The 21,071-nt window shown below is 45.6% G+C and carries 14 protein-coding genes; 2 read left to right on the top strand and 12 right to left on the bottom strand.

Translation table 11 applies throughout. The annotated features are described in order from the left end of the window. Positions 1 to 118: 118 nt before the first annotated feature. The gene (locus R8O10_RS02210) at positions 119 to 544 is read right to left on the bottom strand and encodes a hypothetical protein (RefSeq protein WP_017633621.1); all 426 of its coding nucleotides are present in this window, start codon (positions 542 to 544) and stop codon (positions 119 to 121) included. Further along, positions 541 to 1,410 (bottom strand): hypothetical protein, encoded by an 870-nt coding sequence (locus R8O10_RS02215; protein WP_017633622.1) that lies wholly within the window; start codon positions 1,408 to 1,410, stop codon positions 541 to 543. Before R8O10_RS02215 ends, R8O10_RS02210 begins: the two co-directional genes overlap by 4 nt. A gap of 304 nt (positions 1,411 to 1,714) precedes the next feature. Here R8O10_RS02215 and R8O10_RS02220 point away from each other — a divergent pair, with 304 nt between their 5' ends. Continuing rightward, positions 1,715 to 2,494, top strand: coding sequence for a TSUP family transporter (locus tag R8O10_RS02220; protein WP_005381847.1), 780 nt, complete (start codon positions 1,715 to 1,717; stop codon positions 2,492 to 2,494). Here the strand turns inward: R8O10_RS02220 and R8O10_RS02225 are convergent. From R8O10_RS02225 to gltB (R8O10_RS02270), 10 genes are all read right to left on the bottom strand, one after another. After that, the gene (locus tag R8O10_RS02225) at positions 2,436 to 3,290 is read right to left on the bottom strand and encodes a LysR family transcriptional regulator (RefSeq protein ID WP_017821479.1); all 855 of its coding nucleotides are present in this window, start codon (positions 3,288 to 3,290) and stop codon (positions 2,436 to 2,438) included. The genes R8O10_RS02220 and R8O10_RS02225 overlap by 59 nt on opposite strands. Before the next feature lie 128 nt (positions 3,291 to 3,418). Continuing rightward, positions 3,419 to 4,039, bottom strand: a complete 621-nt coding sequence (locus R8O10_RS02230; protein WP_005387377.1) for a TRIC cation channel family protein — start codon at positions 4,037 to 4,039, stop codon at positions 3,419 to 3,421. Positions 4,040 to 4,108: 69 nt separating this feature from the next. Continuing rightward, positions 4,109 to 4,930: a vitamin B12 ABC transporter substrate-binding protein BtuF gene (gene btuF, locus R8O10_RS02235; protein WP_237306520.1), complete on the bottom strand. Its 822-nt coding sequence runs from the start codon at positions 4,928 to 4,930 to the stop codon at positions 4,109 to 4,111. After that, positions 4,930 to 5,883: a cobalamin biosynthesis family protein gene (locus tag R8O10_RS02240; protein ID WP_250654287.1), complete on the bottom strand. Its 954-nt coding sequence runs from the start codon at positions 5,881 to 5,883 to the stop codon at positions 4,930 to 4,932. The genes btuF and R8O10_RS02240 overlap by 1 nt, the downstream gene beginning before the upstream one ends. A gap of 11 nt (positions 5,884 to 5,894) precedes the next feature. Continuing rightward, positions 5,895 to 6,590 carry a 5'-methylthioadenosine/S-adenosylhomocysteine nucleosidase gene (gene mtnN / locus R8O10_RS02245; protein WP_005381837.1) on the bottom strand — a complete coding sequence of 232 codons (696 nt, stop codon included), beginning with the start codon at positions 6,588 to 6,590 and terminating at the stop codon, positions 5,895 to 5,897. A gap of 63 nt (positions 6,591 to 6,653) precedes the next feature. Beyond that, positions 6,654 to 7,082, bottom strand: a complete 429-nt coding sequence (locus R8O10_RS02250) for a DUF1499 domain-containing protein (RefSeq protein WP_025768418.1) — start codon at positions 7,080 to 7,082, stop codon at positions 6,654 to 6,656. Between the two features lie 91 nt (positions 7,083 to 7,173). Then, entirely contained in the window at positions 7,174 to 8,586 is a 1,413-nt protein-coding gene (locus R8O10_RS02255) for an FAD-dependent oxidoreductase (RefSeq protein WP_053304346.1), read from the bottom strand. Positions 8,587 to 8,606: 20 nt separating this feature from the next. Continuing rightward, positions 8,607 to 13,070 (bottom strand): glutamate synthase large subunit, encoded by a 4,464-nt coding sequence (gltB, locus tag R8O10_RS02260; RefSeq protein WP_033906097.1) that lies wholly within the window; start codon positions 13,068 to 13,070, stop codon positions 8,607 to 8,609. A gap of 448 nt (positions 13,071 to 13,518) precedes the next feature. Beyond that, positions 13,519 to 14,988: a glutamate synthase subunit beta gene (locus R8O10_RS02265; RefSeq protein WP_213904802.1), complete on the bottom strand. Its 1,470-nt coding sequence runs from the start codon at positions 14,986 to 14,988 to the stop codon at positions 13,519 to 13,521. Next, positions 14,988 to 19,538, bottom strand: coding sequence for a glutamate synthase large subunit (gltB, locus tag R8O10_RS02270; protein WP_318191057.1), 4,551 nt, complete (start codon positions 19,536 to 19,538; stop codon positions 14,988 to 14,990). Before gltB (R8O10_RS02270) ends, R8O10_RS02265 begins: the two co-directional genes overlap by 1 nt. A 551-nt stretch (positions 19,539 to 20,089) precedes the next feature. Here gltB (R8O10_RS02270) and R8O10_RS02275 point away from each other — a divergent pair. Next, positions 20,090 to 21,049 (top strand): TIGR01212 family radical SAM protein, encoded by a 960-nt coding sequence (locus tag R8O10_RS02275; protein ID WP_318191058.1) that lies wholly within the window; start codon positions 20,090 to 20,092, stop codon positions 21,047 to 21,049. The last annotated feature ends 22 nt before the right edge of the window (positions 21,050 to 21,071 follow it).

Raw genomic sequence — 21,071 nt, forward strand, 5'->3', positions numbered from 1 at the left:
CTTGCTGCAACAAAATTAATGCTGTAGGACTGAGGTATTAAGCCGACCATAACTCTTTAAGCAGATAGGTAATTAGAAAAAGTTAAAATAAGCAGTGTCGAGCTTAAAGACATACTAACTATGGAGTGCTTCGATATGTTCTTTTTTCTAGGACTAAGTTATAAGTTGATTCTTCAGTATCAAGAGAGTATCCGTTACTTTTTGCAAAAACATCTGCTGCTAGTAGCGAGGGATAAAGAAGAAAAAAACTAGTTACCGATATAGTTAGGAATATCTTACTAGAGCTTTTAAACTCACTTTTAGTTAGGAAATTATTTGATTTTAATGTTTTTACGGACATTCTAGAGCATTCAAATAAGATCAAACTAGAGCCTATAATCAAAATATCAGCTTGATCAAAAGATGAATAACTTTCATTATTATAGATGTTAAGATAAAAGTCTGACAATCCATCAAAACCATATATTAACAGTGATATTGCTGATGCTAATAAAATTATTAAATAAAAAAACACTTGCGTTCGGTCGTAACTCCCTTTTTTCATCGTAACAAACCTCGCTGTATTTCTTGCGAGAAAATCATACTTTGAGTTTTACGTTGAATCTCATTATATTCTTCTTTTGCTCTTCTCTTTGCTTCTATATCTCTTTGCTTTAAGTAAATATCTATAGAGGCTATTAACTTCTGTGTTAAACCTCGTTTATCATTTTCTCTATTCAATAAAAGACCTACAGCCGAGCTTATCAAAATAGCCCCTAATAATGGGCCAGCACTTAAAGTTACAACACTGCCACCCACTGCTGCGGCAAAGTTTACAAATATAGCTGCTGCAGCTGACGATAACCCGATAGTGATTATATCACTAGCTAAAGTACCAAATAGTTTGGCTAAGGTTTGACGGTCATTGAGGAAAAAGTCAATCACTCTGTATGTGGATATTAAGATAATTGTTATTATGCCCCCACTTCTAATGGATTGTAATGCCCCTTCTGGTCCAACAGCGAACTTTGCCACAGTTGGAGTGGGAAGAAATTTTCCTAATCCAGAAAGCTTTGAGTGCATAGCAGGGGAGCCTGTGAGTATGATATGTGGAGCTCCAGAATAATTTTTAACGATAACAGAGCTATTATTTCCGTACAAATAGTTTGATAAGTTGGTTATAAAAACTAAGTCCTGTCCTGTAGCATAATAGTTTGCTGTATTTTCAAACATTCCCTTTATCTTTTCCCAACGTTCTAATTTCGCTTTATCTTTTACATTGTTCTTGACAACGATATCGAAGCTCTCGATAGATAAGATAATGGTTTCTTGATTTCGATGTTGATGATTTGATTTATAAAGTGGGTAGGTGCTTATACTACCACTATTTTTTGAGGATTGATGTCGTGATAAAGGGTAGTTGCTAGTCATGTATTTTCCTCAGATATCGGGCCTTGAGCGCTGACAATGTAAACTCTACATGCTGAACAGATCTTTCATATTCGTCTAGTTTTATATTTAAAGGTAAGCGTTTGATCTCATTATCAGGAATAGATTTGTGACAGTGATTCAATTCTTTCTGACAACTAAATTTTATATAAAAGTTTGGAGTCAAGTTTAAGCATTAATTCTATGAAAATTAGGAATAGATTGGTGTCTTGACTTTCCATTGGTAGTTTTGTGAATAAATGCTACCGTTTCTTCCTCTTTGATACCTCTTCAAAAAGGAAGTGTAGTGGAAATCACGGTTGAGATTTTGTTGGCCTTATTTTTGGTTGCGACTGCCGCAGGCTTTATTGATGCGATGGCTGGTGGGGGAGGGCTCATTACACTCCCTGCGCTTTTGGCTGCGGGGTTAAGTCCGACTCAAGCTCTAGCAACCAATAAGTTACAAAGTTCGTTTGGCAGTTTCTCTGCTAGCTGGTATTTCGTGCGTAACGGTATTGTCAGCCTAAAGGAAATGCGTTTCGCGATACTCTGTACTTTTATTGGTGCAGCGATCGGTGCCGAGGCTGTTCAGTTTATTGATGCTAGCGTACTCACCAGTTTGATCCCTGTTCTTTTGATAGCCATTTCCCTCTATTTTTTACTCGCGCCAAGTACGCGAAAAATCGATGGAGAACCAAAGTTATCTGAAGCGATGTTTGCGCTATGCATTGGTGGCGGGATCGGTTTCTATGATGGCTTTTTTGGCCCTGGGACTGGATCTATTTTTACTGTTTGTTTTGTTGCACTAGGTCACTTTTCTTTGGTCGAAGCCACTGCTAGAACCAAAATTCTCAATTTCACGTCAAACATTGCGGCACTACTCTTTTTTATCTTCGCTGGGTTGCCCGTGTGGAAGCTTGGCTTAACCATGGCTGTTGGCGGTTTTCTTGGTGCTCAGTTAGGAGCGAAGGTCGTGGTAAGTAAAGGACAAAAATGGATTCGTCCTCTAGTTATAGTGATGTCGATGCTTATGGCAACGAAACTTCTTTGGCAACAACATCAGCAATGGATTCTGTCAGTGCTTTAACTCGTTCGCTACGATATGTGCTGTGACGTAAGCAGATATGTATTGGTCGAACTAACTGATCTAGCTCTTCAAAGTCATAGCAGAACTTAGATGTGATATTAAGTGTCGTTAGGATAGATTTAGGGATTAAAGCGGGAGCCATACCTCCCAAAGCCAGTTGTGCTGCCGCAGTATACGAATCCATTTCCATCAAAGGTTCGATTCCGTGTTTGGATAAAATAGCTTGTTGATATGTGTTGGCAGGGTTAGTTAGGTCATTGGTCAAAATAGCTTTAGGTAGTTGTGAAAGTGAATGTCGACTGACAATTGAGAAAGGTTCATCGGCGAGGTGAAGGCTCATTAATCCATGATGAGGTGGTAGATAGCCAGCGCAAAATCCCAATGTTGCTTTGCCTGATTTCACATTCTCAATAATGCGTGGCGTATGATTGGTCGATATTCGTATGTACTGATCATGGGCAAAGTGTTCTGCCATGATCATGCTGAGGTATCCAGCGACTAAGGTTTCAGAGCAGTCTATCTTGATCAAAGAAGTATCTTCTATTTGTTGTTGATCATAGATCTGACCTCTTAACTCATTGAACGTTGGCTCGATCGTGTTGATGAGCGCAAGGCCATCGGAGGTCAGCTTTATGTGCCGACCATTTGGCTCTATTAATTTTTTTCCTAACTTCTTCTCTAGATTTGAAATACGTTTACTCACGGCAGATTGACTAATATAGAGTTGACTGCCCGTGCGGCTCATGGTTTTTTCTTTACTGAGGACAAGTAACGTTTCAATACCTTCAAGCAACATAATGATTAATGAAAGTTAGGAATGGTTGAGATAATTTAGCGAATTGCCCAAGAATTGGCGAATCAAATGAGCATAAATGAGAGGAGCCGACACTTGGTCGACTCCATGGTGAGTGATGTTGTTGGTGTTTAACGGTTAATGGCGAAAGTTGGCAGGGATAGATGCCAACGAATCGCACCGAGACGTATAATGAGCGTTGAGATTACACCAGCGAGCAAAGCCGTTGAGTGGTCATATCCCATGTTTACCGCCATCGTATGGAAGATGCCGCCAATAATACATGCCGTAGCATAGACTTCACTTCTTAATACCATAGGAACTTCGCGAGCCAGCACGTCTCGTATAATGCCACCGCCACAGCCAGTAATAACCCCCATTATCACCGCGACCATCCCGGATGCATTGTAGGCGAGTGCCTTTTCTACTCCTATTCCCACAAACACAGCGAGACCGATGGCATCACAAACGGGTAATACCCACCATGAGAGTCGCTTGGGTCTTCGAATAACAAGCATGGTTAGTAGACACGTAACAAATATCACCCATAAGTAAGTCGTATCTGTTATCCAAAATACGGGAGTGGCACCAAGCGCCATGTCTCGGATTGTTCCGCCACCTATAGCAGTCACACTGCCGAGCACGATAACGCCGAATGGATCCATTTTTAAACGGCCCGCCAGTAATACGCCAGAGATGGCGAAAACAGCGGTACCGAACAAATCGATCATATAAAGCAGCATGGAGTCCATGTTACTTAGTACCTTTAAATAGTGTGAGAAAAAATGGGCGGAAATTGTACGGTATTTGCCACGAAATCGTTAGCGTTTTTGACGAACGCTTTTAAAGTGCTCACACACTTCTTTGATCGCGTTCAATGTGCGTGGTGTGGGACGGTTAATCCAATCAGAGTTTAGGGACCAGATGTGTTTGTTTTTAAGAGCAAGAAGCTCATTACTCCACTCAGTCCACATACCATCGTTACTCATTGCGTGACGAGAAGTAAAAATAACCTCTGGCTGGCGAGTAATGACTTGCTCGATGCTAACTTGAGGATAAGGCGCGCTAGATGCGGCGAAAATGTTCTCACCACCGCAAAAAGTAAAGACTTCACTTGGCCAGTTCTTTCCGGCGACAGTGATGATAGGCTTTTCACTCAACTGATAAAAGTAACTAACTTTCTCGTTCGTGTTGTACTGTTCTTTTAGTGTACTCAGCTGCGTTCTAAAATCTTCAGCGGCCTTTTTTCCTACTTGTGGAGTTTCGCTGTATTGGCTGAGTTGCTCAATATTATTGGCGATATCTTCTAATGAACCTGTAGTGGAGTAATAGATAGGAATACCGAACTGTTTAATTTTCTCCAACTCTTTAGCGGGGTTTCCGGCTGGCCAAGCAATCACTAAGTCCGGCTGAAGAGCAATAATGCGCTCTAATTTAATTCCTTGATAATTTGAGACTCTTTCTAGCTGCTTTGCCTGTTCTGGATAATCGCTCATTTCGCTGACAGCAACAAGCTGGTCTCCTAGCCCTGCTGCAAAGGCAATTTCGGTGGCATGTGGAGCTAAACTTATAATGCGTTGAGCGGGTTGAGCGAAGGTCGCTGTCGAAACAAACAGCGTTAATGCGAAGCATAATTTATTCATCATAATCCTTGATAAATTATTCCTAAAAGCAAACTTTGGATTGCGATCCAAGCCAGGACGCGCCAAACGAGCAGCGTATGTATTTGTGAAAGGTGAATAGCCGATGGCGCAATGCGCCCACCGATTTTTGCGCGCTCTGCACGCACACCTTGATAGATAGCAGGGCCGCATAAAGACAGTTGTAGTTTGTGTCCGATAGTACATAACACCCAGCTAGGTCCTGGTAAGGGCCAAGACTTCGCTTGCTGTTGTATTCCAGAGAGCACATTACTTGTATTCTTTCCGGCAGCTAAAAGTATGGCAAAGAGACGAAGTGGAATAATATCCAGAGTAGCAACCAGTTGAATCACAGGTTTACCAAAGGGCAAATATTGGCGTCGGCTAGGGGACCACACTCGCGCTAATTCTGTTGTGAGTCGATACATTAGCGCACCAATACCACCTGTTAGTGCGTACCAAAATAGTACGCCGATCACGTTGCGGCTGTATCCCATAATCAGGGTTTCTGAGCCAGCTTTACCTATGCCAACGATCGAGAGGCTACCAGTATCGCGATTAAGATATGGTCTCAGTAATGCTCGACACTGAGCTTTGTCTTCCGAAGACATACTAGTTACGAGCTGTTTCGTTAACGTTTCGCTGTTGCGCCAGTCTAGCGCAATGATCAATAGAACCAGTTCATATAAAGGGATTTGCCAAACAAATGGCTTTACTGCAATCAGTAATATCAAGCAAGGAAACAGCATCAAGCCTAGTGCAAGACTGCCTGAGATTACACTCTGTGAGTAATTGTGATTATTGTTCACTTTGTTAGCTAGCTGTTCTGCTAGCTTTCGCCATAAAGTGATGGGGTGCGCTGAATTGGGGATTGGCACTAGAAGGTGCAAGATCAGTGCGCCCCACATTATAAGGAGCGCACCGTTGGCATAAAATGACTGAAAAACTTCTTCCATGAATGAGTCGTTTATTTAATGAGTTCCAGCATTTTGAATACCATTTCGGAAGAGCTTTTTGCTGCTAGAGGTAGGAACTCATCAAAGCTCATTGGTGATTCTTTATCAGCGACATCAGAGATTGCACGCACAACAACAAACGGCGTGTTGAATTGGTGACAAGTTTGAGCGATAGCAGATGCTTCCATTTCTACAGCGATAACTGACGGGAAGTGTTTACGAATAAACTCTTGACGCTCAGCAGTACAAACAAACGCATCGCCAGTACAAATTAGGCCGCGAACCGCATGAGTGTTTTCCATTTGTGCTAGGGCTTTTTCGGCTAAGTCCATTAGCTTGTCATCCGCTTTGAATGCAGCTGGTTGACCGGCCATTTGGCCAATTTCATAACCAAAAGCGGTTACGTCTGCATCGTGATGACGAACTTCTGTAGAGATAACTACATCGCCAAGGTTTAAGCTTGAATCGAAACCGCCAGCAGAGCCTGTGTTAATCACAACGTCTGGTTGGTATTCATCAAGAAGGATTGTCGTGCCCACTGCCGCTGCAACTTTACCGATGCCCGATTGTAGTACGACGACTTCGACATCGTTAATTTGACCAGAGAAAAACGTACAACCCGCTTTATTTACAGTTTTGCAGTTTGTAATTGCTTGCTTCAGGATGGTCACTTCTTGTTCCATCGCACCGATGATACCAACTTTCATAACACTCTCTTTAAGTAAATATTTTAGTTGGCCGAGAGTATAGCACTCCCCGTTGGCAGTTTTCTATTTGATGAGCTTAGCTTGAGTGAGCTTTTCTCGTAATTGATCGGCGCGCTTTCTGTTTACGCCAAAGTCAGAGTAGCCCACACGAGATTCCGAGCGCACAATCAGTTGGTCTCCTGCTATTTTTAGTTCGAGGTCATCCACGAAGCGCATGATTTTAGATGTGCACTCGATACGAAGGTAGTTGCTTTCTTTCACCGCGGTTTTCGCGCCTGGCAGTTCAAGCGCAACTTGCTCAATAGCGTCGATGTTCGCTGAATCAACTAAGATAAATGGCGTTAGGTTGTATTTTTCTCGCGTGTCTTGGGTGGAGACGCAGTTTGGTTTGTCACCACAAGGTGATTGAGAACGATCCGTCATGGTTGTGACTCCTTGGCTACAAGCGGTTAAGCCGAGCAAAGTAATGGAAAGGAGAGCGGCTTTTTTCATTATATTTACTCTTATAATTTTGTTTCTAATTATATGGATACAAAAGAAAAAGGATCCAATAACAGGACCCTTTTTGTGAGGTTAGCTGAGATTAAACTTCGAGGTAATCGAGAATGCCTTCTGCCGCTTTTCGTCCTTCATCAATTGCGGTTACGACAAGATCAGAACCTCGTACCGCATCGCCGCCCGCGAAGATCTTTTCATTGCTGGTCTGGAATTGGAACTCTTGCTTCGCTGGGGCTTTGATACGACCCCACTGATCCAAATCGACATCAAACGGTGCTAACCAGTCCATTTTGTGCGGCTGGAAACCAAACGCCATGATAACAACGTCTGCTGGTAGAACGTGCTCGCTGCCTTCAACGGGCTCTGGGCGTCGGCGACCCGCTTCATCAGGTTCACCAAGTGCGGTTTTCACCACTTTGACCCCCGAGACTTTGCCTGACGCATCCACTTCAACTCCCAAAGGCTGAAGGTTGAACATGAACTTCACGCCTTCTTCCTTTGCGTTTTTTACCTCGCGACGAGAGCCTGGCATGTTGGCCTCATCACGACGATAAGCACAAACTACGTTGGAGGCACCTTGGCGAATTGAGGTACGAACGCAGTCCATTGCGGTATCACCACCACCCAGTACGACGACTTTCTTTCCTGCCATATCGATAAAGGGTTGGTTACTCTCAAGACCCATGACTTTGTAGGTGTTCGAAACTAAAAATGGCAGCGCGTCATACACACCCGGCGCATCTTCATTATCTAGACCAGCACGCATGTATTTATAGGTGCCAACGCCCAAGAAAACAGCATCGTATTCATCAAGTAGCTCTTGCATTTGGACATCTTTGCCTACTTCCATGTTCATGCGGAACTCGACGCCCATTTCAGTGAACACACGGCGGCGGTTTTCCATCACGCCTTTTTCAAGCTTGAAGGAAGGAATACCGAAGGTCAGAAGGCCTCCAATTTCAGGGTAGCGGTCAAACACGACTGGCTTAACGCCATTGCGCACTAGGATATCCGCGGCAGCCAAGCCAGCTGGGCCTGCTCCAATGATTGCGACCTTTTTATCGGTCCACTCCACCTTGGACATATCTGGCTTCCAGCCCATTTCAAACGCTTTGTCGGTAATGTACTTTTCTATGTTACCGATGGTGACGGCACCAAAGTCATCATTAAGCGTGCATGAACCTTCACATAGGCGGTCTTGAGGACAAACGCGCCCACATACTTCCGGTAGGCTGTTGGTTTGATGCGATAGTTCAACCGCTTCAAGAATACGACCTTCATTGGCAAGTTTTAACCATTGAGGGATGTAGTTGTGGACTGGGCATTTCCATTCACAATATGGGTTGCCACAATCTAAGCAGCGATCCGCTTGTGCAGTCGCCTGTTGTTTAGTGAACGGTTCATAGATTTCAACGAACTCGATCTTACGAACTTTGATAGGCTTTTTCGCAGGATCTACACGCTGCACATCGATAAATTGATAAACGTTCTGGCTCATGATTCAAACATCCTCCATGATTACTGTGCTTGAACACGCAGCTCTGCGGCACTGCGGCTCTGGTGACCAAGTAGCGTGCGAAGATCTGCCGCTTGTGGTTTCACCAAATAGAACTTTGGAATCCATTCATCAAAGTTCGCCAAAATATTTTCAGCATGACTCGACCCTGTTTCTTCAAGGTGTTCCGCAATTAGGCCACGCAAATGTTCTTGGTGGATGTAAAGATCGGACAATGAGATGGCTTCGACAGACTCAGTATTAACTCGACCTTCAAAGCTTTGGTTCTCATCCAGAACATAGGCAAAGCCTCCAGTCATACCCGCGCCAAAGTTCACACCTGTCGCACCAAGAATGGCAACAATACCGCCAGTCATGTACTCACAAGCGTTATCGCCAGCACCTTCAATGACGGCTATCGTACCTGAGTTTCGTACGCCGAAACGCTCACCGGCTTTACCGGCTGCAAATAGTTTACCGCCGGTCGCGCCGTACAGACAGGTGTTACCAATGATGGTTGCTTCATTACACTTAAATGCAGTGCCAAGGTGAGGTTTGATAACCACTTTACCACCCGCCATACCTTTGCCCACGTAGTCGTTCGCATCGCCCGTGAGGTAAAGCTCTACACCACCTGCGTTCCAAACACCAAAGGACTGGCCTGCGGTGCCGTCAAGATAGATTTTGATAGGGGAAGCCGCCAACCCTTGGTTGCCATAGCGTTTTGCTATTTCGCCAGATAAGCGTGCACCAACAGAACGATCAGTGTTGATGACATTGTAGAAGAAACTTGCCGATTGACTGTTTTCGACCGCATGCATGGCATCATCAACGATCTTTTGGTTGAGCTCAGCTTTATCAAACGGTTTGTTTGGCTCTGTCCAAAATAGCGGATGGCCCTCAGGTGATACTGGAGCTTCTAGAATATTGGATAGATCCAGCTTGGTCTGTTTCGCTGTAAATCCCTCTACTGCCTCAAGTAAATCGGTACGACCAATCAAGTCCGTCAGCTTTTCAACGCCAAGTTCGGCGAGTAATCCGCGCACTTCGTCTGCCAGGCCGATGAAGTAATTCATCACCATTTCTGGTAGACCTTTGAAGTATTCTTTACGCAGTGTCTCGTCTTGAGTCGCAACCCCAGTTGCACAGTTGTTGAGGTGACAAATTCGTAGGAACTTACAACCCATAGCGACCATTGGCGCAGTACCAAAACCGAAGCTTTCTGCACCTAAAATTGCGGCTTTAACTACGTCTAAACCAGTCTTTAGACCACCGTCTACCTGTAGGCGGATCTTATGACGCAGACCATTAGCAACCAGAGCTTGTTGTGTCTCTGCCAACCCCAACTCCCAAGGGCTACCAGCGTATTTTACCGAAGTTAATGGGCTTGCTGCGGTACCACCGTCGTAACCCGAAATGGTAATAAGATCAGCGTAAGCCTTGGCTACACCCGTTGCGATGGTGCCGACACCTGGCTCGGAGACGAGTTTTACCGAAACCAGCGCATTCGGGTTGACTTGTTTAAGGTCGAAGATCAGCTGGGCCAAATCTTCAATCGAATAGATATCGTGATGCGGAGGAGGGGAGATCAGAGTCACGCCTTGTACCGAATAACGCAGTTTTGCGATTTCTGCGGTGACTTTGTGTCCTGGTAGCTGTCCACCTTCACCCGGTTTCGCACCTTGTGCCACCTTGATTTGCAGTACATCCGCATTAGTCAGGTAATGCGGCGTTACACCAAATCGGCCAGAAGCAATCTGTTTGATACGTGAGTTACGCTCAGTACCGAAACGGCGAGGATCTTCACCGCCTTCACCCGAGTTAGAGTAACCACCAAGACGGTTCATCGCCGTTGCAAGTGCTTCATGCGCTTCTGGGCTAAGTGCGCCAATGGACATTGCCGCTGAGTCAAAGCGTTTGAACAGTTCAGTGCGTGGTTCTATTTGCTCAAGTGGCAGCGGTGAGTCTGATTTTTTCAGCGACATTAAGTCACGCAGCATGGCAACAGGGCGTTGGTTTACCTGCTTAGCAAAGCTCTGATAGTCGTTACTTTCGCCAGATTTAACGGCCTGTTGCAGCGTGCCGACGACATCCGGGTTGTAAGCATGATATTCACCTCCATGGACGTACTTTAACAAGCCGCCATGATCAATCGATTTGCGTTTCGCCCATGCTTTACGAGATAAGTTTGTAAGATCTTGCTGGAAGTCGTCAAAATTCGCGCCTTCAATTCGAGTTGTGACGCCTTTAAAACACAGATCGACCACATCTTGGCTCAAGCCAACTGCTTCAAACAGTTGTGAGCAGCGGTAAGAGGCGATGGTTGAGATCCCCATTTTCGACATGATCTTGTACAGGCCTTTGTTGATGCCGTATTGGTAGTTTTGCATCACATCGCGGTAGTCTTTCTCTAGTGCTTTATCATCAATCAGTTTACCTAAAGCTTCATAAGCAAGGTATGGGTAAACCGCAGTAGCACCAAAGCCAAGCAAGACAGCAAATTGGTGTGGGTCACGAGCTGTTGCGGTCTCAACAACAATGTTGGCATCGCAACGTAAGTTCGCGTCAATCAGACGAGTTTGAACGGCGCCGACTGCCATTGCTGCCGGAATTGGTAACTTACCTTTGACCAAGGCTCTGTCCGAAAGAACCACTAAAACCGTGCCTTCACGAACGACTTGCTCTGCTTGCTCACACAGATCATTAATGGCTTGTTTAAGATCTTTTTGTTGTGGGTCGTAGTTGATATCGAGAATGGTATTACGGTAATGATCGTCACTCAGCTCTAGTAGTTGCTGCATGTCTGAATAGAGCAGTACTGGAGAATCAAAGGTTACACGATGCGCGTGGCCATCGGTTTCACAGAAGACGTTCATCTCCTGGCCGATGCTGGTCGCTAGCGACATGACGTGTTTCTCACGCAGCGGATCGATTGGTGGGTTGGTGACCTGCGCGAACTTCTGACGGAAGTAATCAGTCACCAAGCGCTCTTTCGAAGAAAGAACCGCCATCGGGGTGTCATCACCCATCGAACCGACGGCTTCTTGCCCCATATCACCGAGGACACGCAATACTTGATCGACTTCTTCATTGCTCATGGCAAACTGCTTTTGATAAGTCTTAAGCAAGTCTTCATCAAAGCTGCGCTCACCTACTTGATCTTCAGGCAGCTGAGAGAACGGTGTTAGTTTGCGAACGTTGTTCTCCATCCATTCGCGATAAGGGTGACGAGATTTCAGGTCATTATCGATCTCGCTAGACTGCCAAAGCTTACCTTTACGAGTGTCGATGACGAGCAATTCCCCCGGACCTACACGACCTTTTTTGGCAACTTCATCTGGGGCGTAATTCCAAATCCCTACCTCAGATGCCAGAGTGATCAGCTTGTCTTTGGTAATTACATAACGCGCAGGACGTAGACCGTTTCGGTCTAGGTTACAAGCAGCATAACGACCATCGGACAGTACGATACCTGCTGGGCCATCCCATGGTTCCATGTGTTTGGAGTTGAAATCGTAAAACGCACGCAAATCCGGATCCATATCCGGGTGGTTTTGCCATGCTGGCGGTACGAGCATACGCATGGCACGGAAGATATCCATGCCGCCAGCTAAAAAGAGATCTAGCATATTATCTAAGCTAGACGAGTCTGAGCCTGTCTCGTTCACAAACGGTGCTGCAGTTTGTAGGTCAGGCAGCAGTGGTGACGAGAACTTATAAGCACGAGCGCGTGCCCATTGTCGGTTACCTTCAATGGTATTGATCTCACCATTATGAGCAAGGTAGCGGAACGGTTGAGCTAATGGCCAACGCGGTTGAGTGTTGGTAGAAAAACGCTGGTGGAACAGACAGATAGCAGATTCCATACGTAGATCGGCAAGATCAAGATAAAAGCGCGGTAAGTCCGCAGGCATGCATAGGCCTTTGTACACCAAAACTTGAGTCGACAAGCTACAGATGTAGAAATCCGGATCTTCGGTGATTTGTTTCTCGATGCGACGGCGTGCGATGTAGAGGCGACGTTCAATGTCACGCTCGCGCCAACCTGCCGGTGCAGAGATAAAGACTTGCTGAATATTTGGAAGCGAGTTGGCCGCAATTGGACCGAGTACTTCTGAATTAGTTGGTACTTCACGCCAACCAGCCACAGTTAGCGTCTCTTGCGCCAGTTCTTTGTTGACGATGTCTTTAGCGAGTTGAGCTTTGACTGGATCTTGGTTGAAGAAAATCATCCCTACGGCGTATTGCTTGCCAAGGTTGAAACCATTTTCTTCGGCAATAAGACGTAAATAGGAATCGGGCTTTTGTAATAGAAGACCACAACCATCACCAGTTTTACCATCGGCGGCGATACCACCACGGTGAGTCATGCGGTCAAGTGCAGAAATTGCTGTACGTACCAGCTTGTGGCTTTGTTCGCCTTCCATATGCGCGATCAAGCCAAATCCACAGTTGTCTTTCTCAAGACTTGGATCATAAAGAGCCATTGCAATTCTCCCTTTGCTTATCCGTCATCCCGACAGATATATCAACACTGCTTACGTTGATATCGATGACTAACTATGCGTCACCTTTATAGCTTTATGTATAATTATTCAGTAAAAGTTGTGAAATATCTAACATTTTTTGAGTGTTTTATTTTCATCAACTTCACAAGCTATAGCTTATTGTAAAAAAGGTCAAGTTATTAGTGGATCATCACGTGAATATACGATTTACCATTTAATAAGCTAAAATAGTTTAATAATTTCAAATAGATAGAAAATTGATTGTTACAAAAAAGTAACATTTGATTCTGTGGGAGATAAAAAAGACCAGCATAAAATGCTGGTCAAAATAGAAAGATTGGAAGGAATTGTTTTCTTTCTTCACCGATAGCCATCGATATTGCTGATGGCTATTAGGCAATTGAAAGAGAGAAGCGTGACTGCTTCGTTAAGCAGAAAGCATCAGTGAATCTGCTTTTGCTTCTAGGTTTGTGCCACCCATTAGATAATCATCGATAGCACGGGCACATTCGCGGCCTTCATTGATACAACGAACCACCAAAGATTGGCCTGTTCGCATATCACCAGCAGCAAATACGCCTTCTTGGTTAGTAGCAAAATCTTGAGTTGCTACGTTACCGCGATCGTCTAGTGCGATATCCAGTTGAGCAAGTACGCCTGTTGGTTCAGGGTGTAGGAAGCCCATCGCTAGAAATGCCATATCACATGGAATCACACGCTCGCTGCCTTCTACTTCTTTGAAGCTTGGACGCTCGCCAGGTTTTGCATCTTGCCAAACGATATCAGCTAGACGAAGACCGGTAACTTCACCTTTGTCATTGCCGATGAACTCTTTGGTTAAGATGTTCCAGTGACGATCAACACCTTCTTCATGAGAGGTCGAAGTACGTAGGATCATTGGGTATTGAGGCCAAGGCATATTGGCTGGGCGCTTCTCTGGTGGAGTCGGCATGATTTCCACTTGAGTTACGCTTGCTGCGCCGTGACGGTTTGACGTACCTACACAGTCTGAACCGGTATCACCACCACCAATGACAACCACATGTTTACCTTTTGCGTGAATCTCTTCCGTTTTCAGGTCCATGTTATTTGCACGGCGGTTGTTTTGACCTAGGAATTCCATTGCGAAGTGAACGCCTTTTAGTTCACGACCCGGAACGGGCAAATCACGAGGAACGGTTGAACCACCCGTTAGTAGAACCACATCGAACTCTTGACGCAACTGCTGAGCATTCACATCAACACCAACGTGTTGGTTTACTTTAAACTCAATGCCAGCTTCTGCCATTAGATTGATCTTGCGATCAATGACTTCCATGCTCAGTTTAAAGTCTGGGATACCAAAACGTAGCAGACCGCCCACTTTCTCGTCTCGCTCGAATACTGTCACGGTATGGCCTGCGCTGTTTAGCTGCTCAGCAGCCGCAAGACCAGCAGGTCCAGAACCAATGATCGCCACCGTTTTACCAGTGCGAGAACGTGGCGTTTTTGGCTTGGCGTACCCTTCACGATACGCCGTTTCTACGATGGTTTTCTCGATATTACAGATAGTGATTGGGTCTTGGTTGATGCCAAGTACACAAGCACTTTCACATGGAGCAGGGCAAACACGACCAGTGAACTCTGGGAAGTTATTGGTTGAGCTTAGAATGTTCCATGCTTCTTCCCAGCTATCACGATAAACCGCGTCGTTAAATTCTGGGATGATGTTACCGATAGGGCAGCCGTTATGACAAAACGGCACACCACAATCCATACAACGAGAAGCCTGAGTATTGATCTTGTCACCAAACTCCTCGTTCAGAACGAACTCTTTGTTGTTCTTGATGCGTTCAGCTGGGTCAATCTTCTGTGGTAGTTCACGACCATGCTCTAAAAATCCAGTAGGCTTACCCATTATACGGCCTCCACTTGAGTTTCGTTTCCTTGAGACAGTGCTTCAGCTTTGCGTTTTTGAAGAACCGCTTTGTAGTCACGCGGCATTACCTTAGCCATAGAGGCTAGGCTAGCTTCAAAATTGTCTAGGAAAGACTGAGCGACTTCACTTCCTGTGAATTGAACATGCTTAGTTAGCATGTCGAGTAATAGATCTCTGTCTTCTTGCTCGATTGGATCTAGGTCTACTAGCTCTGGGTTCAGTTTCGACTCAAAGTCACCTGATTTATCCCATACGTATGCCACGCCGCCACTCATACCTGCGGCAAAGTTACGACCTGTTGAACCTAGGATAATTGCTGCACCGCCCGTCATGTATTCACAACCGTGGTCACCGACGCCTTCTACTACTACTTTCGCGCCTGAGTTACGAACACAGAAACGTTCACCAGCCATACCGCGAATGAAAGACTCACCCGAAGTTGCACCGTAGAAACACACGTTACCAACCACGATGTTGTCTTCCGCGACAATACTTGATTTTGCATCTGGGTAAAGTACTAACGTACCGCCAGATAAGCCTTTACCCCAGTAGTCGTTCGCGTCGCCTTCTACTTCGAACTTCACGCCCTTAGCTAGGAATGCGCCGAATGACTGACCCGCAGAACCTTTGAACTTCACGTTCATTGGCTGAGGTAGACCGGCATCTTTGTACACTTTCGAGATTTCGTTCGACAACATGGTACCTGCAGAGCGGTCCGTGTTAACGATAGGGAACTCGGCATTCACCGCTTCGCCTTTCTCGAGTGCAGGAATCGCTGCTTGAATCAGCTTACGGTCTAGCACTTCTTCTAAGTTGTGGTTCTGCTGAGCTTGGTTGAATACACCATCAGCTTCACGTGGTTGCTCAACGTGAAGAACAGGAGACAGATCTAGGTTCTTGTATTTCCAGTGAGAAACGTCTTGGCGAATCTTCAGCTTCTGACCTTGACCGACCATCTCATCGATAGTGCGGAAGCCAAGTTCAGCCATGATTTCACGTAGACCTTGTGCCATGTATTGGAAGAAGGTTACGACGTCTTCTACGCGGCCATCAAAGCGCTCGCGAAGTGTCTTATTTTGAGTTGCGATACCAACAGGACAGGTGTTCTTATGACACTTACGCATCATAATACAACCTTCAACCACCAATGCTGCGGTTGCCACGCCCCATTCTTCTGCACCGAGTAGTGTTGCCACTGCAAGGTCGCGAGGTGTCTTCATCTGACCATCCGCTTGAACCACGATACGGTTACGTAGACCGTTCTTCAGTAGCGTTTGGTGCGTTTCTGCCAAACCAAGTTCCCAAGGAAGACCTGTATGACGGATTGAAGACATTGGGGATGCACCAGTGCCGCCGTCGAAACCTGCGATAAGTACAACGTCCGCTTTCGCTTTAGCAACACCAGAAGCGATCGTACCTACGCCTGCTTCTGATACCAGCTTAACGTTTACACGGCCCGTGCGGTTCGCGTTCTTCAAGTCGTAGATAAGCTGAGCCAAATCTTCGATTGAGTAGATATCGTGGTGTGGCGGTGGCGAGATAAGACCGACGCCTGGAGTCGAGTGACGCGTTGCACCGATCCAGTCATCTACTTTATCGCCTGGTAGCTGACCACCTTCACCTGGCTTCGCACCTTGAGCCATTTTGATTTGCAGCTCATCAGCGTTAGTTAGGTAGTAAGAGGTTACGCCGAAACGACCAGAAGCCACCTGCTTGATTGCAGAGCGTTCCCAATCGCCGTTCTCTTTGCGCTCGAAACGCATTGGGTCTTCACCACCTTCACCAGAGTTCGATTTCGCGCCAAGACGGTTCATCGCAACAGCTAGTGTGGAGTGTGCTTCGTAAGAAATAGAACCGAATGACATAGCACCCGTAGCGAAGCGTTTCACGATGCTTTCAATTGGCTCGACTTCGTCGATAGAGATAGAACCGGCTGGGTTCTTAATGAACTCAAGTTGGCTACGCAGGGTTACCGCGTTGTCGCCCTGCTTATCTACTGCTGTTGCGTACTGCTTGAACTGATCGTAGTTTTTGTTGCGCGTAGACTCTTGCAGTAGAGAAATAGTCTCTGGGTTGAATAGGTGCTTCTCACCACGCTGTTTCCATTGGTAAACACCACCAACATCCAGCATTTGAATTGGGATTTCGCGTTGTGGGTAACCGATGCGGTGACGGATCAGCACTTCTTTGGCGATATCATCAAGGGTTAGACCTTGGATACGAGAAACCGTACCTGTGAAGTATTTGTCGACCACTGATTTGTGGATACCCAACGCTTCGAAGATTTGTGCGCCGTGGTAAGACTGTAGCGTCGAGATACCCATCTTCGAGAAGATCTTCAGAAGACCGCCATTAATCGCTTTACGGTAGTTGTTGAACAGATCACGAGGGTTCGCTTCTGGATCCAACTTCTTCGTACGTTGAAGTTCAATGATGGTTTCAATCACTAGGTAAGGGTTAACCGCATTCGCACCGTAACCAAGTAGTGTTGCAAAGTGGTGCGTTTCACGCGCGTCACCAGTTTCAACCACGATGTCACACTTCGCACGTAGACCTTTACGGATCAAGTGGTGGTGCACTGCGCCAACTGCCAGCATTGCTGGGATCGCAGCGTGGTTTGAATTCACTGCGCGGTCAGTGAGTAGGATGATTGAGTAACCATCGATAACCGCGTCTTCTGCGTATTGGCAGATACGTTTTAATGCACGCTCAAGTTTGCCTTGATCTTCACTAGCTTGGAATACGATATCCAACGTTTTCGCTTGTAGGTGCTCGTTATCGATCGCACGCAGTTTTTCAAGCTCTGAGTTCGCCAGAACCGGCGATTCTAATTCGACTTTCTGACAGTGAAGTGGTGTTTCAGTCAGAAGGTTTTGGTCTTTACCCAAGTAAGTGTTCAGCGACATAACCATACGCTCACGGATCGGGTCAATCGGTGGGTTAGTTACCTGTGCGAACAGCTGCTTGAAGTAGTTTGAAAGATGTTGAGACTGATGAGAGAGAACCGCAAGAGGCCAGTCGGCACCCATTGCTGATAATGGCTCTTTCGCGTCATTCGCCATTGGAACGATGATTTCGTTCACTTCTTCAGTGCTTACGCCAAACGCTTGTTGGCGGTGTAGAAGGTGTTCTGGCTTAGGTTGGCTGAACTGGTTGCTCGCATCTGGCAGCTTCTTCAAGCTCAGTAGGTTTTCTTCTACCCACTTCTCGTAAGGCTGTGCCGTTGCGATGGTGTCTTTCACTTCTTCATCAGAGATGATTCGACCTTGCTCTAGGTCTGCAACGAAGATACGACCTGGTTGTAGGCGACCACGGAACTCAACGTTTTCTGGTTCTATATCCACAACACCAGATTCAGATGCCATCACTAGGAAGTTATCTTTGGTCACCGTGTAGCGAGAAGGGCGCAGACCGTTACGGTCTAGTGTCGCACCAACTTGGACACCATCAGTAAAACATACTGATGCAGGACCATCCCATGGTTCCATGATGTTCGCGTGGTACTGATAGAACGCGCGACGCTTAGGATCCATGTTTTTGTTTTCTTGCCATGCTTCCGGGATCATCATCATTAATGCGTGTGGCAGGCTGCGACCAGACAGAACTAGGAGCTCCAGTGCCATGTCAAAGTTAGATGAATCCGAGCTGCCTTCCTGACAAATTGGAAGAAGCATGTCGATCTCAGCCTGAGTAAACAGGTCTGATTCTAGAATTGCTTCACGGGCTTTCATCCAGTTCAAGTTACCGCGAACTGTATTGATTTCACCGTTGTGGGCAATGTAACGGAAAGGCTGTGCAAGACGCCATTTCGGGAAGGTATTGGTAGAGAAGCGAGAGTGTACCAGTGCTAGTGCAGTCACCATGGTCGGGTTTTGCAGATCAAGGAAGTACTGAGGTACTTGCTCGGTCGTTAACTGACCTTTGTACACCAATGTCTTGTAAGACATTGAGTTAATGTAGAAGTCGTCACCAATGTTCGAAACGCTTTCTAGGCAAACACGTACAGTGTAGTTACGAAGTACGTACAGTTTGCGCTCTAGCTCTTCAGGTGTGATGCCAGGGCCACCAGAGATAAACACATGCTCAAACTGAGGTTCTGTGCTTAGTGGGTCTGCACCGATCATTGAGTTATCGGTTGGCAATACGCGGTAGCCGATAACTTCAAGGTCTAGACGTTGTGCATTACGTTCTAGAATGTCACGGCATTGCTCGCGTTTGTATTCGTCTTTCGGGAAAAGAACGACACCAACACCATACTTTTCAAACGAAGGCAGTTTAATGCCTAGCTTAACGGCTTCTTCTAATAGGAATTCATGAGGTTTTTGTAGCAAGATACCCGCACCGTCACCGCTGCATGGGTCACAACCTTGACCACCACGGTGTTCCATGCGAGCCAGCATATCCAATGCTTGAGTCACTACTTCATGAGATTTACGGTTTTTAAGGTGAGCAACAAAACCGATACCACAAGCGTCATGCTCCAGTTCCGGAGTGTACAGACCCTGTGGATTTTGCTCTCTATCTACCATAGATACATCCTTCCAGTTCAATGTCGACGCAAAAGTACCGGGCAGCAAATACTACCTAGACTATTGATTACGTCTTGTCCTTTATATTTATTATCGCCACCGATCTAGGTTGACCGGTCTTGATTCCTTTCCGTATCTCGCAGGAAAAGTTTTGCGAGAAAAACAATCCTTGGTGGTATCCCTTTATTTATTATCACTATTCAGTGATTTATATAGGTAGGAGTGGGATAACACCGACAAATCCCGCAGTGTGCTTTGTAATAAAAGTCACAAAAATAACGGGGTTGTGTAAGTATCCTACAATTTTGTCACTTCAGAATGCAATGAAAAAGTCGGCGTTGTGACCCAATTTTTTCGTTTAATTATGCATTTTTAGTTTAACATTTACGCAACATGAACGATTTTTGTCTTTAATTATGCAAGTTTATTGATTTTGACCCGCATGATGGGTGTTTGAATTGATTAATATTGTGTGTTTTTTCTTGCAGGGATGTAATTTATTTACACAGATCGTAGTGAGATTGATTACGATTTATTGTTGGTGAGAATTTATGCAGTTACATGAGTTGGTCAATACAATCGGCCAAGATCTTCAGCGTCGATACGGTGAAAAGGTTCATAAGTTAACATTGCACGGTGGATTTAGTTGCCCTAACCGCGATGGCACGATTGGGCGGGGAGGATGTACATTTTGCAATGTGGCTTCGTTTGCAGATGAAGAAGTCCAGATAAAAAGCATTCACGAACAGTTAAAAGATCGCGCAGGTGAAATTCACAGAGCGAAGAAGTATCTCGCTTATTTTCAGGCCTACACCAGTACCTATGCAGAAGTACAAGTTCTCAAAAACATGTATGAGGAAGCACTAAAGGCTGCAGACATGGTTGGTCTTTGTGTGGGGACGCGTCCTGATTGCGTCCCTGATGCGGTATTGGATTTACTGTCGGGCTATGTACAGCAAGGTTATGAAATTTGGCTAGAACTAGGTCTTCAAACCGCCAACAATGACACCCTAAAACGTATCAATCGTGGTCATGACTTTGAGTGTTATGCCGAAATCACTAAGCGTGCACGAACACTCGGAATCAAGGTTTGTACCCACTTAATTGTGGGTTTACCCAAAGAAACCCGCGCTGAAAATATTGAAACGCTGCAAAAAGTGTTAGCCGTGGGAACGGATGGCATCAAGTTACATGGCTTGCATATTGTCGAAGGTAGCACCATGGCGAAAGCTTGGCGTGCTAGAAAGCTAGAAGCCCCTGAATTAGAAGAATATGTTGCGATCGCCAGTGAAATGATTCGTATGACACCACCAGATGTGATTTATCATCGCGTTTCATCAGCAGCCAGGAGGCCCACGTTATTATCGCCTCTGTGGTGTGAAAACCGTTGGCTATCGATGACGGAAATTGGTCGAGATCTCAGTGCTCATGGTGCTCAAGGGAGTCTTACGGGGAATACCTTTATCTATACTAAACCGGAATTAATAGCAGATCGCTCAATAAATAACTGATATATTTTAACCAGTGTTCTTT

It is taken from the genome of Vibrio sp. 1727, from assembly GCF_033344415.1.
In the GTDB taxonomy this organism is placed as follows: Bacteria; Pseudomonadota; Gammaproteobacteria; order Enterobacterales; family Vibrionaceae; genus Vibrio; species Vibrio alginolyticus.

Bases quoted from the DNA above. Each gene is read 5' to 3' on its own strand.
- R8O10_RS02210 (WP_017633621.1), bottom strand. From the start codon at position 544: ATGAAAAAAGGGAGTTACGACCGAACGCAAGTGTTTTTTTATTTAATA.
- R8O10_RS02215 (WP_017633622.1), bottom strand. From the start codon at position 1,410: ATGACTAGCAACTACCCTTTATCACGACATCAATCCTCAAAAAATAGT.
- R8O10_RS02225 (WP_017821479.1), bottom strand. From the start codon at position 3,290: ATGTTGCTTGAAGGTATTGAAACGTTACTTGTCCTCAGTAAAGAAAAA.
- R8O10_RS02230 (WP_005387377.1), bottom strand. From the start codon at position 4,039: ATGGACTCCATGCTGCTTTATATGATCGATTTGTTCGGTACCGCTGTT.
- btuF (WP_237306520.1), bottom strand. From the start codon at position 4,930: ATGAATAAATTATGCTTCGCATTAACGCTGTTTGTTTCGACAGCGACC.
- R8O10_RS02240 (WP_250654287.1), bottom strand. From the start codon at position 5,883: ATGGAAGAAGTTTTTCAGTCATTTTATGCCAACGGTGCGCTCCTTATA.
- mtnN (WP_005381837.1), bottom strand. From the start codon at position 6,590: ATGAAAGTTGGTATCATCGGTGCGATGGAACAAGAAGTGACCATCCTG.
- R8O10_RS02250 (WP_025768418.1), bottom strand. From the start codon at position 7,082: ATGAAAAAAGCCGCTCTCCTTTCCATTACTTTGCTCGGCTTAACCGCT.
- R8O10_RS02255 (WP_053304346.1), bottom strand. From the start codon at position 8,586: ATGAGCCAGAACGTTTATCAATTTATCGATGTGCAGCGTGTAGATCCT.
- gltB (WP_033906097.1), bottom strand. From the start codon at position 13,070: ATGGCTCTTTATGATCCAAGTCTTGAGAAAGACAACTGTGGATTTGGC.
- R8O10_RS02265 (WP_213904802.1), bottom strand. From the start codon at position 14,988: ATGGGTAAGCCTACTGGATTTTTAGAGCATGGTCGTGAACTACCACAG.
- gltB (WP_318191057.1), bottom strand. From the start codon at position 19,538: ATGGTAGATAGAGAGCAAAATCCACAGGGTCTGTACACTCCGGAACTG.
- R8O10_RS02275 (WP_318191058.1), top strand. From the start codon at position 20,090: ATGCAGTTACATGAGTTGGTCAATACAATCGGCCAAGATCTTCAGCGT.